Source organism: Burkholderia sp. BCC0419 (assembly GCF_902830285.1).
In the GTDB taxonomy this organism is placed as follows: Bacteria; Pseudomonadota; Gammaproteobacteria; order Burkholderiales; family Burkholderiaceae; genus Burkholderia.
In genome coordinates this window covers 141,333-156,811 of record NZ_CADESR010000013.1, presented here as the reverse complement: position 1 = coordinate 156,811, position 15,479 = coordinate 141,333, and the positions used below count along the sequence as shown (strand labels likewise).

Sequence of the window (15,479 nt, the reverse complement as noted above, 5' to 3'; positions counted from 1 at the left end):
AAACGATAGCCCTCGATATGCAACTCCTCACGATCGGAATCAACCACCACACTGCGCCTGTCGCCCTGCGCGAACGCGTGGCGTTTCCGCTCGAGCAAATCAAACCGGCTCTCGTCACGTTCAAGAACGTGTTTCTCGGCCCGCAGGCGCCCAATACGCCCGAAGCAGCGATCCTCTCCACCTGCAACCGCACCGAACTGTATTGCGCGACCGACGATCGCGCGGCCCGCGAAGGCGCGGTCCGCTGGCTGTCGGAGTATCACCGGATTCCGGTCGACGAGCTCGCGCCGCACGTCTATGCGCTGCCGCAATCGGAAGCGGTCCGGCACGCGTTCCGCGTCGCCTCCGGCCTCGATTCGATGGTGCTCGGTGAAACCCAGATTCTGGGCCAGATGAAGGATGCCGTTCGCACCGCGACGGAAGCCGGCGCGCTCGGCACCTATCTGAACCAGTTGTTCCAGCGCACGTTCGCGGTGGCCAAGGAAGTGCGCGGCACGACCGAAATCGGCACGCAGTCGGTGTCGATGGCCGCCGCCGCGGTGCGCCTCGCGCAGCGGATCTTCGAAAAGGTGTCGGATCAGCGCGTGCTGTTCATCGGCGCCGGCGAAATGATCGAGCTGTGCGCGACGCACTTCGCCGCGCAAGGCCCGCGCGAACTCGTCGTCGCGAACCGCACGGCCGAACGCGGCCAGCGGCTCGCCGAACGCTTCAACGGCCGCGCGATGCCGCTGGCCGACCTGCCCACCCGCATGCACGAATTCGACATCATCGTGTCGTGCACCGCGTCGACGTTGCCGATCATCGGCCTCGGCGCGGTCGAGCGCGCGGTGAAGGCGCGCCGTCACCGGCCGATCTTCATGGTCGACCTCGCGGTGCCGCGCGACATCGAGCCCGAAGTCGGCAAGCTGAAGGACGTGTTCCTCTACACCGTCGACGATCTCGGTGCGATCGTGCGCGAAGGCAATGCGTCGCGCCAGGCCGCGGTCGCCCAGGCCGAAGCGATCATCGAGACGCGCGTGCAGAACTTCATGCAATGGCTCGACACGCGCAGCGTCGTGCCGGTGATCCGTCACATGCATACGCAGGCCGACGCACTGCGCCGGGCCGAAGTCGAGAAGGCGCAGAAGCTGCTCGCGCGCGGTGACGATCCGGCTGCCGTGCTCGAAGCGCTGTCGCAGGCGCTGACCAACAAGCTGATCCACGGCCCGACGAGCGCGCTCAACCGCGTGAACGGCGCCGATCGCGATTCGCTAATCGACCTGATGCGCGGCTTCTACCAGCACGCGCCGCGCTCGAACGACCAATCCGGCCACTAGCGCCGCCCGGTCGCCCTGCCGCCGGCCTGTCGTTGTCCTGCCGCCGGTCTATCCTTTCCGAATACCCTTGCCCGGGAGCGCCGCTCCACACCATGAAGACGAGCATGCAACGCAAGCTCGACCAGCTGTCCACACGGCTGGCCGAACTGAACGACCTGCTGAGCCGCGAAAACGTCACGGCCGACCTCGACCAGTACCGCAAGCTGACACGCGAACATGCGGAACTCGGCCCGGTCGTCGAGCAATACGCGTTATGGCGCCAGTCGCGCAGCGACGAGACGGCCGCGCAGGAACTGCTCGCCGATCCGTCGATGCGCGATTTCGCGGAAGACGAAATCCGCAGCGCGCGCGAGGGCATGGCGCGCCTCGAGACCGAGCTGCAGAAGATGCTGCTGCCGAAGGACCCGAACGACGACCGCAACATCTTCCTCGAAATCCGCGCGGGCACGGGCGGCGACGAATCGGCGCTGTTCGCGGGCGACCTGCTGCGCATGTACCTGCGCTTCGCGGAACGCCAGCGCTGGCAAGTCGAAATGATGTCGGAGAGCGCGTCGGATCTCGGCGGCTACAAGGAAGTGATCGTACGGATCGCGGGCCAGGGCGCGTATTCGCGCCTGAAGTTCGAATCGGGTGGCCATCGCGTGCAGCGCGTGCCGGCCACCGAGACACAGGGGCGCATCCATACGTCCGCGTGCACGGTCGCCGTGATGCCGGAAGCCGACGAGATCGGCGAGGTCGAGATCAATCCGGCCGACCTGCGCATCGACACGTTCCGCGCGTCCGGCGCCGGCGGCCAGCACATCAACAAGACCGATTCGGCGGTGCGCGTCACGCACCTCCCGACCGGGATTGTCGTCGAATGCCAGGACGACCGGTCGCAGCACAAGAACAAGGATCGCGCGCTGAAAGTGCTCGCCGCGCGCATCAAGGACAAGCAGTATCACGAGCAGCATGCGAAGGAAGCCGCGACGCGCAAGAGCCTGATCGGCTCAGGCGACCGCTCGGAGCGCATCCGCACGTACAACTTCCCGCAGGGCCGGATGACCGACCACCGGATCAACCTGACGCTGTACCGGCTCGAGGCGATCATGGACGGCGATCTCGACGAACTGATCGGCGCGCTCGTCGTCGAGCACCAGGCCGAGCTGCTCGCGTCGCTCGGCGAAGCCGACTGAGGCCGCGATGTCCGACACCACCGCCGACGCGCTGCTGCGCGCATCGCCGCTCGACCCGGTCGATGCACGCGTGCTGCTCGCGCACGCGCTCGGCTGGACCCGCACGCAACTGATCACGCGCGGCGATGCGCCGCTCGACGCCGCAGCGGTCGAACGCTTCCGCGCGCTCGAAGCACGCCGCGTCGCCGGCGAGCCCGTCGCGCAACTGGTCGGGATGCGCGAGTTCTTCGGCCGCCCGTTCGACGTGACGCCCGACGTGCTGATCCCGCGCCCCGAAACCGAACTGCTCGTCGAAGCCGCGCTCGAGGCGATTGACGGGCTGCCGCACGCGGCCGTGCTCGATCTCGGCACCGGCAGCGGCGCGATCGCCGTGTCGATCGCGGCCGAGCGTCCCGATGCGCGCGTGTGGGCACTCGACCGTTCGCCGGCCGCCCTCGCGGTCGCGCAACGCAACGCCGACAAGCTGCTCGGCGCGCCGCGCCCCGGCGGCCCGCTGCACTGGCTGCAGAGCGACTGGTACGCGGCGCTCGATCCCGCGCTCGCGTTCGACACGATCGTCAGCAACCCGCCGTACATCGCGCAGCACGATCCGCACCTCGGGCAAGGCGACCTGCGTTTCGAGCCGCGCGGCGCGCTCACCGACGATGCCGACGGTCTCAGCGCGATCCGCACGATCGTCGCAGGCGCCGGCGTCTATCTGAAACCGGGCGGCACGCTGTGGATCGAGCACGGCTACGACCAGGCCGAAGCCGTCCGCGCGATACTGGCGTCGCACGGCTTCGTCGCCGTCGAGTCGCTCGCCGATCTCGCCGCCATCGAACGCACGACCGGCGGCCGCCTGCCGGGCTGATGCCCGGCCCGCCCGGTTGAAATCCGCTATCATTTCGATCTAACGCCCCCGCAAACGCAAGGTCAGTCATGGACACCCAACAACGTATCAAGCAAATCGTCGACGAAAACCAGGTCGTGCTCTTCATGAAGGGCAACGCGCAATTCCCGATGTGCGGCTTCTCGGGCCGCGCCGTGCAGGTGCTGAAGGCCTGCGGCGTCGACCAGTTCAAGACGGTCAACGTGCTCGAGGACGACGAAATCCGCCAGGGCATCAAGGCATTCTCGAACTGGCCGACCATCCCGCAGCTCTACGTGAAGGGCGAATTCGTCGGCGGCTCGGACATCATGATGGAGATGTACCAGTCGGGCGAACTGCAGCAACTGTTCGCCGCCGCGTAACGTCCCGTTTCGATGGCATCTCCCAGCGCGCCGCCACGCCGGCTGATCGTCGCGATCACCGGCGCCACCGGCGCGATCTACGGTGTGCGGCTGCTCGACCTGCTGCGCGCCGCCGGCGGCGTCGAAACGCACCTGCTGATTTCGAACGCCGGCTGGCTCAACATCCAGCATGAACTGAAACTGCCGAAGGCCGACGTCGAAAGCCGTGCGGACGTCGTGCATTCGGTGCGCGACGTCGGCGCGACGATCGCGTCGGGCTCGTTCGCGACCGATGGCATGGTGATCGCGCCCTGCTCGATGAAGACGCTCGCGAGCGTCGCGCACGGGCTGTCCGACAACCTGATCACGCGCGCGGCCGACGTCACGCTGAAGGAACGCCGCCGTCTCGTGCTGATGGTGCGCGAAACACCGTTCAACCTCGCGCATCTGCGCAACATGACCGCCGTCACCGAAATGGGTGGCATCATCTTTCCGCCGTTGCCCGCGTTCTACGCGATGCCGAAGACGATCGAGGAACTCGTCGACCAGACCGTCACGCGCGTGCTCGACCTGTTCGCGCTCAGCGCGCCGCTCACGACGCCGTGGGCCGGCATCCGGCACGCGCAGTAGCCACGCCCCTTCTGCGCGCATCTCCGCCGATTCGCGCGGCAATTTCTTCGATTTCCCGCTTTCGGACGCGAATCGGCATTCGACCACCTGCCGTCGCCACGATTATCAACAAACAAGCGTCAATCAAATTCCCGTTCGCCGATTTATCAATGCACGGTGCGCGCCTATAGTCACAGGCAAACCCCTTTTGCAGGTCACCACCATGAACCGCTTGCCTTCGCTGTACCTGTCCCACGGCGCCCCGACGCTGCCGATCGACCCGGCGATGCCGTCCGGTGCGTTCGCGCACCTCGGCGCCGAACTGCCGCGCCCGCGCGCGGTGCTGATGCTGTCCGCGCACTGGGGCACGCAACAGCCGATCGCGAGCGTCGCCGCGCATCCGGACACGATTCACGACTTCTACGGTTTCCCGCAGGCGCTGTACGACATCCGCTATCCGGCGCCGGGCGCACCCGACGTCGCCGAGCGCGCGGCCGTGCTGCTGAACGCAGCCGGCATCGCGACCGCGACGACCGAACACGGCCTCGATCACGGCGCGTGGGTGCCGATGCTGCTGATGTTTCCGGAAGCCGACGTGCCGGTCGCGCAACTGTCGATCCAGCCGCGCGCGGACGCCACTCATCACTTCGCGCTCGGCCGCGCGCTGCGGCCGCTGCGCGACGAAGGCGTGATGGTGATCGGCTCGGGCCAGATCACGCACAACCTGCGCGCGGCCGATTTCGGCGCGGCGCCCGAGGATGCGGACCCGCGCGTCACGGAATTCACGGACTGGTTCGAGGCGAAACTGGCCGCGCGCGACGTCGACGCGCTGCTCGACTACCGCCGGCAGGCGCCGCACGCCGCGCTGATGCATCCGACCGACGAGCACCTGCTGCCGGTCTTCACGGCGCTCGGCGCGGCGGACGACGACTACCGGCTCGGCATCCAGTCGCTCGGCACCTACCAGCGCGTGCTCGCGATGACGAACTACGTGTTCGCGAGCGCCGGCGCCTGAGCCGGCCGCGGCGCAACCGCCGAGCCAGCAAAAAGCCCGCCCGAGCATCGCTCGGGCGGGCTTTTTTCACCGCATCCTGCCGCCGCCGAATCCGGCGACAGGTCAGGCGTCAGACACCGACCCCTTCCAGGATCTCCTCGTGCGACTCGCGCTCGTCGAGATACTGGGTCCGGTAACCGGTATTCACGCCCCAGAAGTAGAACACCAGCGAGATCGCCGCGACGACCAGCATGTCCCAGCCGTACGGCAGCACGTCGTGACCGCCGAATTCCTTGCTGCCGATCAGCGACAGCACGGCCATCGTCGGCAGGTACGCGACCAGCCACCATGCGGCCTTCAGGTCGGCGCCCCAGCCGGTCCAGCCCGACTTCGCCTGGAAGTAGAAATACACCGGCAGCGCGACGATCATCAGCAGGATGATTTCGCCCGTCAGCGGCCATTTCGCCCAGTACAGGATCAGCGATGCGCACACGAACGCGAACGGGGCGATCAGCTTCATCAGCGGAATCGACAGCGGACGCTCGATATCGGTCGCCGAACGGCGCAGCGCCATCAGGCTGATCGGGCCGGTCAGGTACGAGATCACCGTCGCGACCGAGATCACCGCCGCGAGCGAGCTCCAGCCGCGGAAGAAGAACAGGAAGACGAACGACACGAGCAGGTTGAACCACATCGCCTGGCGCGGCACGCCGTAGATCGGGTGCACGTTGCCGAACATCTTCGGCATCGTGTTGTTGCGCTCCATCGCATAGATCATGCGGGTGGTCGTCGCCATGTAGGTCGTGCCGGTGCCGCTCGGGCTGATGAACGCGTCGACGTACAGCAGGATCGCGAGCCAGTTCAGGTTCAGCGCGATCGCGAGTTCCGCGAACGGCGACGAGAAGTTGAAGTGCGCCCAGCCCTTCGCGACGTCGGCCGGGTTCACCGAGCCGATGTAGGCCATCTGCAGCAGCACATAGATCACAAGTGCGAGCAGGATCGACGTGATCACCGCGAACGGCACGCTGCGCGACGGATTGCGCGCTTCGCCGGCCAGGTTCACCGGGCTCTGGAAGCCGTTGAACGCGAACACGATGCCGCTCGTCGCGACCGCGGTCAGCACGGCCGACCAGCCGTACGGCGCGAAGCTCGCGTTGGACGCGGTGCCGAGGTTCTCCGAGTGGAAGCTCGTCAGCATCAGGCCGAGGATCGTCAGGCCGGGGATCAGGAACTTGAAGATCGTGATCGCGGTGTTCGCCCGCGCGAAGGCCTTGACGCCCCAGTAGTTCAGCATGAAGTAGACGACGACCAGCACGGCCGACAGCAGCAGGCCGAGTGTCTGCAATTCGCCGTTCACGAACAGTGCATGCGCCCACGGATACGGCCACGTGCTCATGTACTGGATCGACGCTTCGGCCTCGATCGGGATCACGGATACGATCGCGATCCAGTTGGCCCATGCGCTGATGAAGCCCACCAGCGAACCGTGCGAGTAGCGCGCGTAACGCACCATGCCGCCCGACTCGGGGAACATCGCGCCCAGTTCCGCATACGTCAGCGCAATCGCGAGAATCACGACGGCGCCGATGATCCATGCGCAGATCGCCGCCGGACCGGCGATCTTCGCGGCCTTCCAGGCACCGAACAGCCAGCCCGAGCCGATAATCGAACCCAGCCCCGTCAGCATCAATGCAAACGGGCCGATGTTCCGTTGAATAGAACTCTTCACATCCTCTCCTGTGTCTCAAAAAGCATGGTCGGCCTGCGGTCCGGGATCGGCTCGGACAGCACCGCGCACGCATTCTTGGGGGGAGGGATTACCCGATCGGGGCAACCCGTCCACGCGGCGCGTAGTTTAACGGTTGCACCTCGAACGTGGCGCCAAAATCGATCGACCCCTACAAAAAATTCGCATCGCTTGCAAGCTTTGTAAACCTGATCTCCGCAATAACCCTGAGAGCATGGGAATACGGTTGACCACCGGCACGATTAGCCGTATAAAGGACTTCGCAGGATTTCAAGCGGCGAGTGAATTGGTTCTTTCGTAGTTCGCCCATCAACGGTACTCCGGTTGGTCCTATTACCCCTTCCTTGATTTTCCGCACCCCATGGGCTTCGGCCCCGTTTTATTTTTTTAGGAACAAGTAACATGGCAACCGGTACCGTCAAGTGGTTCAATGACGCAAAGGGCTTCGGCTTCATCACCCCGGAAGGCGGCGGCGACGATCTGTTCGCGCACTTCTCGGAAATCCGCGTCGAAGGCTTCAAGACGCTGCAAGAAAACCAGAAGGTTGAATTCGAAGTGAAGACGGGCCCGAAGGGTCTGCAAGCTGCGAACATCCGTCCGGTCTAAGCTTGGCGCGATCATTCGTGTAAAAAAGCCCCGCTTCGGCGGGGCTTTTTTGTTTTTGGGCGCCGGTCATCCGGCATGGCGGCCTGTAGCCGCCCGCCATTCAACCGAACAGTCGCTGCGCGTGAATACCGAGCCCCGTCGCGACGCTCGCGAGGCGATCGCCGAACACCGGCTGCGCATCCGGGAACGCGCCGGCGAGCGCGCCCGACAGGAACGCGAGCCCCGTCGAACCGCCGGTGAAATACAGCGCACCGACATCGCGCGGCGCCACGCCCGCGAGCCGCACCGTCTCGCGCGCGGCGTCGACGATGCGCGCGGTATCGTCCCGACTCGCGTCGACGAGGCGATCGGCGTCGAACGCGATCAGCAGATCTTCTTCCACGTCGTTCAGGTCGATCATCGTCTCCCCGCCCGCCGCGACGCCGATCTTCGCTTCTTCCGCGCGCGCCATCAGCGCATGCCCGAGCCGCTGCTCGACCACGCTCGTGAGCCGGTCGTACTGCCGCACATCCTGATACAGGTGCTTCATCAGCTTCAGCTCGCCGACCCGCTTCGGCGTGTAGACGGTGTTGATCAGGTGCCAGGTCGCGAGATCGAAGTAGATCTTGTTCGGCAGCTCGCGCCCTTCCGGGTCGAGCGAACGGTAGCCGAATGCGGGCAGGATCGCCGCGAGCTCGACACGCCGGTCGTAGTCGGTGCCCGCGACGTGCACGCCGTGGTGCGCGAGCACGTCGTCCTTGCGCTCGAGCCGCGCCATCCGCTCCGGGCCGACGCGCACCAGCGAGAAGTCGGACGTGCCGCCGCCGATGTCGGCGACGAGCACGAGACGCTCGGCCGGCTGGCGCGACTCGTAGTCGAACGCGGCGGCGATCGGTTCGTACTGGAAGTGCACGTCCGCGAAGCCGACCGATTGCGCGGCTGCCGCGAGCTGATCCTGGGCGAGGCGGTCGGCGCGCGGATCGTCGTCGACGAAGAACACCGGCCGGCCGAGCACCGCGCGGCCGATCGGCGCGCCCGCGCGCGCTTCGGCCTTGCGCTTCAGGTGCGTCAGGAAGCGCGCGATGATTTCGGTGTACGCGATCGCGCTGCCGTCGCCGAGATCGGTCGTCGTTTCCGCGAGCGGCGAGCCGAGGATGCTCTTCATCGAGCGCATCAGCCGGCCGTCGAAACCGTCGATATAGGAGGCCAGCGCCGCCCGGCCGTATTCGACCGTCTCTTCGTCGTTGTTGAAGAAGATCGCGGTGGGCAGCGTCAGGTGGTCGCCCTCGACGGGCGCGAGGCGCATGCCATCGCCGTCGGGCAGCGCCACGGCGGAATTGGACGTGCCGAAATCGATCGCGCAGTAAGTCATGGGAAATTGCCGCAGCAGGGCCGGCGCGAAAACGGAAAGGACGGGCTTTTTAACATGAAGCCCGCGGGATCACAACCGGGGCGGGCCACCGGTGCCGCGCGACGGGCGCCGGCGGCAGCGGCGCGCGGCGTGGCGCGCCGGGAACATGTGCGGACAGGATGCGCGACGCAGCCTGCCCGCCTGCGGGGTCAGGCTGCCGTGTCGAAGCTCTTCTTCCACGCACCCGCGTAGACGACTTCGCCGATCGCATGGCGCGTGCGCGGCGCCTTCTCGCGATCGCGCAGCACGGGATCGAGCTTGTCGACGTTGCCGTAGTGGCCGAGCGAGATGATCGACGCGATCGCGACGTCCGCCGGAATCGCGAACGCGTCGCGGAAGGCCTTCGCGTCGAACCCGCTCATCTGGTGTGCGGCGAGGCCGAGCGCGTGCGCCTGCAGCACCAGCGACATCGCGGCGGCGCCCGCGTCGTACAGCGCGGTCGGCGCCGGCTCGCCCTTCGGCGTCAGCGTGTGCGCGGTCACTGCGATCAGCACCGGCGCCGGCGCATTCCAGCCCTGGTTGAACGGCACCAGCGTCGCGAACGCGCGCTTGAATGCGTCTTCGTCCTGGGTGCGATCGAATACGATGAAACGCCACGGTTGCGCGTTGTACGCGGACGGGGCCCAACGTGCCGCTTCGAGCACCGCGTGGAGATCGCCGGCGCTGACGGGCGCATCCGAATACGCGCGCGGGCTCCAGCGGCCCGCGATCAGATCGTGAATCGAAACAGTGGTGGGAGCAGGTTTGACGGACATGCGGTTCCTCGCTGACATCGATGAAGGGGCGCGAACGCCCGGCAAACCGCAAGCATACCCGCTTGAGCGGTTGCGCGCCCGATCCTGCCACGCTATGCAAATCTCCGTGCGTGCAATGGCCGGCCGCAGTATGTGCGGCCGGCCGGACCGCCGCGATCAGGCTGCCTGTGCGGCCGCGCGCGACGGGCCGCGGTTGATCCGCAGCACGATCAGCGCACCGACGATGCACAGCCCGCCCGAGATCATCGACGCGATCGTGTAGGTGCCGAGGCTCGCGCGCAGCAGCCCCGCGCCGAGCGCCGCGAATGCCGCGCCGAGCTGGTGGCCGGCGACGATCCAGCCGAACACGACCGGCGCCGCGGCCTTGCCGAACACGTCGGTCGCGAGCCGTACGGTGGGCGGCACGGTCGCGATCCAGTCGAGCCCGTAAAACATCGCGAACAGCGGCAGCCCGAAGAAATCGATGCCGAACGCATGCGGCAGGTAGATCAGCGACAGCCCGCGCAGCCCGTAGTACCAGAACAGCAGCACGCGGTTGTCGTAACGGTCGGACAACCAGCCCGACAGCGTCGTGCCGAACAGGTCGAACACGCCCATCGCCGCGAGCAGCGACGCGCCCTGCACTTCGGTCATCCCGTAGTCGCTGCACATCGCGATCAGGTGCGTGCCGACATAGCCGTTGGTGCTCGCGCCGCAGATGAAGAAGCTGAAGAACAGCAGCCAGAAGTCGCGCGAGCGGCTCGCCATCAGCAGCGTGCGGAACGCGACCGCGAGCGGGTTCTCCTTCGTTGCATCGGGCGCGGGCGGCGCATCGGCCGGCTCGCCGTACGGGCGCAGCTGCACGTCGGCCGGCCGCTCGGGCAGCAGGAACGCGACGAGCGGAATCACGATCGCGGCCGCCACCGCGACCACCAGCACGACCGGCCGCCAGCCGTGGCGCTGCGCGATCGCCGCGAGCATCGGCAGGAACACGAGCTGGCCGGTGGCCGTGCTCGCGGTCAGGATCCCCATCACGAGGCCGCGCCGCGCATGGAACCAGCGCGTGACGAAGGTGGCGGACAGCGTCAGCGCGACGACGCCGGTCGAGCAGCCGACCATCAGGCCCCAGATCGCCACCATCTGCCAGCTCTGCGTCATCATCGACGACAGCGCGACGCCCGCGCTCATCGTCACGAGCGCGGTGAGGATCGTCGGGCGCAGCCCGAAGCGCTGCATCGCGGCGGCCGCGAACGGGCCCGTCAGGCCGTACAGCGCGATGTTCACCGAAATCGCCAGCGAAATCGCTGCCCGGCTCCAGCCGAGCTCGCGTTCGAGCGGCACCATCAGCACGCTCGGCGTCGCACGTGTGCCGGCTGCCGCCAGCAGGATCAGGAATACCACCGCCGCCGCGAGCCATCCGTAATGGAAGCGCCCTCTGATTCGTGTCACTGCCCAGTTCATCTTCGCGTTCTCCAGTTGGCGGCTCCGGCGCCATCGCGCCTGCCCCGCCCCGACCAGGCCACCTCCGCCGCACATTTCAACATCGGCTGACCCGGGCCGACGCTTGGCATTTGTCTGTTGATCCGGCATTGATTGTTACCGACCGGTCACAAGTGTGTTGCGATCGTAGTTACCAGTCGGTAACATGTCAAGCAATTCATCACGTAGTCGAGGGTCATCATGTCGGGCATCGAAGTCGCCAAACCGCAGGCGCGGCGCACGCGCCGGCCGATGGACGGCGCCACCGCGCACGAGCATCTGCTGCGTGCCGCCGAGGAGCTGTTTTACAAGGAAGGCGTGCGAACGGTCGGCATCGAGGCGGTGGTGGAGCGCGCAGGCGTCAACAAGATGAGCCTGTACCGCCAGTTCTCGTCGAAGGACGAGCTGATCCTCGCGTATCTGGAACGGATGGACGCGTGCTTCTTCGAGCGGCTCGACACGAGCGCCGCGAAGCATCCGGGGCAGCCGAAGGCGCAGTTGATCCAGTACTTCGTCGATCTCGCCGAGCGCGCGACGCAAAAGGACTATCGCGGCTGCCCGTTCGTCAACGTCGCCGCCGAATTCCCGGATGCGTCGCATCCGGCGCGCGAACGCGTCGCACAGAACAAGGAGCAGTTGATGCAACGGCTCGTCGCGCTTTGCGAAGGCGCCGGCGCGCGACAGCCGAAAGCGCTGGCCGATGCGCTCGCGCTGGTGGTCGAAGGCATCTACGCGGCGAGCCAGACCTACCGGCATGGCGAAACGCCGATCGGCATTGCGCCCGCGCTCGTCACGCAGTTGATCGAAGCGGCCTGCGCGTGACGGGCCGCGCGCATTCGTCGCCAGCACGCCCGCTACAATGCGGCCCTCTTCGCCCTTCCGCCCGACTGGTATCACGATGACCGACACCCGCCCCGACTCGCACGACGACATCCTCGCCGCCACGCGGCACTGGCTCGCGCGCGCGGTGATCGGGCTCAACCTGTGCCCGTTCGCGAAAAGCGTCTACGTGAAGGAACAGGTGCGCTACGCGATCAGCGAAGCGACGACGCTGGAAGACGCGCTCGCCGAACTCGAAACCGAGCTGCGCACGCTGGAAGCGGCGGACCCGCAGCAGGTCGATACGACGCTCGTGATCTACCCGCGCGCGTTCGCCGATTTCGTCGACTACAACGATGCGCTGTTCTTCGCCGAGCGGCTCGTGCAGCAATTGCGGCTCGACGGCGTGCTGCAGATCGCGAGCTTCCATCCGCAATACCAATTCGACGGCACCGGACCCGACGACATCGAGAACTACACGAACCGCGCGCCCTATCCGATCCTGCACCTGCTGCGCGAGGACAGCATCGCGCGCGCGGTCGACGCGTTCCCGGACGCGTCCGCGATCTACGAAAAGAATCAGGAAACGCTGCGCCGCCTCGGCCACGAAGGCTGGCGCGAATGGATGCGCCAGCCGGGCAACGACGTGTGACGCGGCGTGCAACGTGCGGCGTGCGGCGTGCAACGTGCGCGGCGCGGGCGCCATGCCCGCGCCGCCGCGCGTCAGCCTTCGGCCGGCTCGACGGCGTCGCCGCCCGCCGCGGCGGCTTGCGCGACGAAGAAGCGCTCGTTCAGTTCGGCGAGCCCGAACATCCCGAGGATCTCGTTCAGCCGCTCGCCGGGCTTGCGGCGCGGCAGGTTCTTGTACTGCGCGATGATCAGCTCGTTCTTCATCGAATGCTCCCAGCCGACCAGCTCGGTCACGCTGACCTGGTAGCCATGCGCTTCGAGCTGCAGGCAGCGCAGCACGTTGGTGATCTGGCTGCCGAATTCGCGCGTATGGAGCGGATGGCGCCACACCTCGGTCAGCGCATTCGCGAGCGACTTGCCCTTGTTCCTGCGCAGCACGCCCGCGACTTCCGCCTGGCAGCACGGCACCAGCACGATGTGCTGCGCGCGCTTCGCGAGCGCGAAGCGGATCGCGTCGTCGGTCGCCGTGTCGCACGCGTGCAGCGCGGTGACGACATCGACCGTTTCGGGCAGTTGCGGCGACGTGATCGACTCGGCGACCGACAGGTTCAGGAACGACATGCCGCCGAACCCGAGCCGCGCGGCGAGCTCGGTCGAGCGCGTGACGAGCTCCTCGCGCGTCTCGATGCCGTACACGTGCGACGCGAACGCCGGCGTGCCGTGCCCCGGCTGCTGCTTGAAGAACAGGTCGTACAGGATGAAGCCGAGATACGACTTGCCGGCGCCGTGATCGACGAGCGTCACGTGGCCTTTGTCGGCCTGCACGCCGGCGAGCAGCGGCTCGATGAACTGGAACAGGTGATAGACCTGCTTCAGCTTGCGGCGGCTGTCCTGGTTCAGCTTCCCGTCGCGGGTGAGGATGTGCAGTTCCTTCAGCAGCTCGACGGACTGCTCCGGGCGGATTTCGTGGGTCTTGTTCGACATCGTGAAGCGCCGCCGGGCCACGGTCGGTCGACCACGGCCCGGCGGCGGAAATTCGTGAGGAATGGCGGTAGTTTACCGAAAATACGCGGTCAGGCCCGGGCGCCGAGCCGCCACAGCGACGTGACCTCGGCGCGACGCGCCGCATGCAGCGGATCGTCGGCGTCCGTCGACTTCGGATGCGCGGGGCGGATGTCGTCGCGGCCGAGCACGACGAGGCCGGCTGCGTCGATCCACTGCAGCAAGGTTTCGCGCGGCCGCAGGCCGAGATGCTCGGCGAAATCGGACAGGATCAGCCAGCCCTCGCCGCCCGGCTCCAGATGCGCGGCCAGCCCGGCGAGGAAACCGCGCAGCATGCGGCTGTCCGGGTCGTAGACCGCGTATTCGATCGGCGCGCTCGGCCGGGCCGGCACCCACGGCGGATTGCAGACCACGAGCGGCGCGCGGCCGGGAGGAAACAGGTCGGCCTCGACGATATCGACCTGGCCCGCATGACCGAGCCGCGCGACGTTCTCGCGCGCGCAGGCGAGCGCGCGTGGATCCTGGTCGGTCGCGACGATGCGCTCGACGCCGCGCGACGCGAGCACCGCCGCCAGCACGCCGGTGCCCGTGCCGATATCGAACGCGAGCGACGTCGCCGGCAGCGGCGCACGCGCGACGAGCTCCACGTATTCGCCGCGCACCGGCGAAAACACGCCGTAGTGCGGATGGATCGGCGCGCCGCCGAGCGCCGGGATCGGCACGCCCTTCTTGCGCCATTCATGCGCGCCGACGAGGCCGAGCAGCTCGCGCAGCGACACGACCGACGGCGCGCCGCCGGGGCCGTACGCCTCCTCGCAGGCCGCACGCACGTCGGGCGCGCGGCGCAGCGGGATCGTGTAATCGGCGTCGAGCGGGATCAGCAGCATGCCGAGCGTGCGGGCGCGCTGCGATTGCGCGAGACGATGCAGATTGAACGCATCGACGCCGGCCGCGGCTTTCGCCTTCTTCGGCTTGCGTTCGACACGGCGCGCCATTGCCTGCACGAGCTGGCGCGCATTCTGGAAGTCGCCCTGCCAGACGAGCGCGGTGCCCTCGCAGGCGAGGCGGTAGGCTGCGTCGGCGGTGAAGCGGTCGTCGGCGGGCACCGCGCGCTTCGGCGGTGGCGCGCCGGCTTCGGAGCGCCAGCGCACGGCATGATCGACGCCGTCGGCGTCGGTCCAGTGGAAAACGGGGGAATCGGTCACGCGAACTCGGTACGGTTGGCTTCAACGGCGATGAGAATTCACCGCGCGGACCACACCATACCGCGCTTTGCCCGACCCGGCAAAACAGGCGCCGCGACGGCCGCCCGAAAGCGTTCGTCGCGGCGCAATCGTCACTCAGGCGAGATCGAAGGTTTCCGCCGTGGGCGCATCGCGCTTCACGGCCGCGATGCCGTTCTCGCGTGCCTGCACGCTGCTGTACGTTTCGCTCGTGCCGATGACCTGGTGGTTCGCTGCTTTCAGATTGAACATGGGCTCGCCGTTGTGGGCGAGCTTGCGCTCGTAACGCTCGTCGAGCGGCGCATTTTCCCGCACGGACGCGATCCCGTTTCTCGCGCCGCTTTTCTCCTCGTAGCGCTCGCTCGCGAGGATGATCTCGCCGTTCGCCGACTTCAGGTGGAAGTAGTACTGGCCGTTCGTGGCCTTCTTGAGCTCGAATTTTGCCGCCATGGATTTCCCCTAAAAGAATGTCCGACCCTCGGACATCGTCAAGTGTAGGAGGCGCGTCGACGAAAATCGACATCCCGCGGAGATAAGCATTAAAGA

The 15,479-nt window shown here is 67.1% G+C and carries 16 protein-coding genes; 9 read left to right on the top strand and 7 right to left on the bottom strand.

Annotation, left to right across the window (positions count from 1 at the left end):
* Window positions 1–17 precede the first annotated feature (17 nt).
* The 6 genes from hemA to HWW87_RS34480 all read left to right on the top strand — a co-directional run bounded on the left by hemA (window position 18) and on the right by HWW87_RS34480 (window position 5,324).
* Complete coding sequence (gene hemA / locus HWW87_RS34505) at window positions 18–1,316, top strand: glutamyl-tRNA reductase (RefSeq protein WP_006477063.1); 1,299 nt, start codon at window positions 18–20, stop codon at window positions 1,314–1,316.
* Window positions 1,317–1,408: 92 nt separating this feature from the next.
* Complete coding sequence (prfA, locus tag HWW87_RS34500) at window positions 1,409–2,491, top strand: peptide chain release factor 1 (RefSeq protein ID WP_174389487.1); 1,083 nt, start codon at window positions 1,409–1,411, stop codon at window positions 2,489–2,491.
* Window positions 2,492–2,498: 7 nt separating this feature from the next.
* The gene (prmC, locus tag HWW87_RS34495) at window positions 2,499–3,341 is read left to right on the top strand and encodes a peptide chain release factor N(5)-glutamine methyltransferase (protein ID WP_175824016.1); all 843 of its coding nucleotides are present in this window, start codon (window positions 2,499–2,501) and stop codon (window positions 3,339–3,341) included.
* A 68-nt stretch (window positions 3,342–3,409) separates the two neighbouring features.
* Window positions 3,410–3,721 (top strand): Grx4 family monothiol glutaredoxin, encoded by a 312-nt coding sequence (gene grxD / locus HWW87_RS34490; RefSeq protein ID WP_027783412.1) that lies wholly within the window; start codon window positions 3,410–3,412, stop codon window positions 3,719–3,721.
* Between the two features lie 12 nt (window positions 3,722–3,733).
* Window positions 3,734–4,330 carry a UbiX family flavin prenyltransferase gene (locus HWW87_RS34485; RefSeq protein WP_175824015.1) on the top strand — a complete coding sequence of 199 codons (597 nt, stop codon included), beginning with the start codon at window positions 3,734–3,736 and terminating at the stop codon, window positions 4,328–4,330.
* Between the two features lie 202 nt (window positions 4,331–4,532).
* Complete coding sequence (locus HWW87_RS34480) at window positions 4,533–5,324, top strand: class III extradiol ring-cleavage dioxygenase (RefSeq protein WP_175824014.1); 792 nt, start codon at window positions 4,533–4,535, stop codon at window positions 5,322–5,324.
* Window positions 5,325–5,433: 109 nt separating this feature from the next.
* Here the strand turns inward: HWW87_RS34480 and HWW87_RS34475 are convergent, their stop codons facing one another.
* On the bottom strand, window positions 5,434–7,032 hold the full coding sequence (locus HWW87_RS34475; RefSeq protein ID WP_175824013.1) for an APC family permease: 1,599 nt from the start codon (window positions 7,030–7,032) through the stop codon (window positions 5,434–5,436).
* A 420-nt stretch (window positions 7,033–7,452) separates the two neighbouring features.
* Here HWW87_RS34475 and HWW87_RS34470 point away from each other — a divergent pair, with 420 nt between their 5' ends.
* Complete coding sequence (locus tag HWW87_RS34470) at window positions 7,453–7,656, top strand: cold-shock protein (RefSeq protein WP_006477070.1); 204 nt, start codon at window positions 7,453–7,455, stop codon at window positions 7,654–7,656.
* A 100-nt stretch (window positions 7,657–7,756) separates the two neighbouring features.
* On the opposite strand, the gene HWW87_RS34465 is transcribed toward HWW87_RS34470, so the two are convergent.
* The 3 genes from HWW87_RS34465 to HWW87_RS34455 all read right to left on the bottom strand — a co-directional run bounded on the left by HWW87_RS34465 (window position 7,757) and on the right by HWW87_RS34455 (window position 11,241).
* Window positions 7,757–9,007, bottom strand: coding sequence for an Hsp70 family protein (locus HWW87_RS34465; RefSeq protein ID WP_175824012.1), 1,251 nt, complete (start codon window positions 9,005–9,007; stop codon window positions 7,757–7,759).
* A gap of 188 nt (window positions 9,008–9,195) precedes the next feature.
* Complete coding sequence (locus HWW87_RS34460) at window positions 9,196–9,801, bottom strand: nitroreductase family protein (RefSeq protein ID WP_175824011.1); 606 nt, start codon at window positions 9,799–9,801, stop codon at window positions 9,196–9,198.
* A gap of 156 nt (window positions 9,802–9,957) precedes the next feature.
* Window positions 9,958–11,241, bottom strand: a complete 1,284-nt coding sequence (locus HWW87_RS34455; RefSeq protein WP_175824010.1) for an MFS transporter — start codon at window positions 11,239–11,241, stop codon at window positions 9,958–9,960.
* Window positions 11,242–11,460: 219 nt separating this feature from the next.
* Here HWW87_RS34455 and HWW87_RS34450 point away from each other — a divergent pair, with 219 nt between their 5' ends.
* Both HWW87_RS34450 and HWW87_RS34445 read left to right on the top strand, forming a co-directional pair.
* The gene (locus tag HWW87_RS34450; protein WP_175824009.1) at window positions 11,461–12,081 is read left to right on the top strand and encodes a TetR/AcrR family transcriptional regulator; all 621 of its coding nucleotides are present in this window, start codon (window positions 11,461–11,463) and stop codon (window positions 12,079–12,081) included.
* 76 nt (window positions 12,082–12,157) lie between these two features.
* Window positions 12,158–12,730 carry a DUF1415 domain-containing protein gene (locus HWW87_RS34445; protein ID WP_175824008.1) on the top strand — a complete coding sequence of 191 codons (573 nt, stop codon included), beginning with the start codon at window positions 12,158–12,160 and terminating at the stop codon, window positions 12,728–12,730.
* 71 nt (window positions 12,731–12,801) lie between these two features.
* Here HWW87_RS34445 and HWW87_RS34440 read toward each other — a convergent pair whose 3' ends face one another.
* The 3 genes from HWW87_RS34440 to HWW87_RS34430 form a co-directional block, all read right to left on the bottom strand.
* Entirely contained in the window at window positions 12,802–13,692 is an 891-nt protein-coding gene (locus tag HWW87_RS34440; protein ID WP_175824007.1) for an SAM-dependent methyltransferase, read from the bottom strand.
* A gap of 89 nt (window positions 13,693–13,781) precedes the next feature.
* Window positions 13,782–14,915, bottom strand: coding sequence for a class I SAM-dependent methyltransferase (locus HWW87_RS34435; RefSeq protein ID WP_175824006.1), 1,134 nt, complete (start codon window positions 14,913–14,915; stop codon window positions 13,782–13,784).
* A 135-nt stretch (window positions 14,916–15,050) separates the two neighbouring features.
* Window positions 15,051–15,383, bottom strand: coding sequence for a YegP family protein (locus HWW87_RS34430; protein WP_175824005.1), 333 nt, complete (start codon window positions 15,381–15,383; stop codon window positions 15,051–15,053).
* Window positions 15,384–15,479 lie beyond the last annotated feature (96 nt).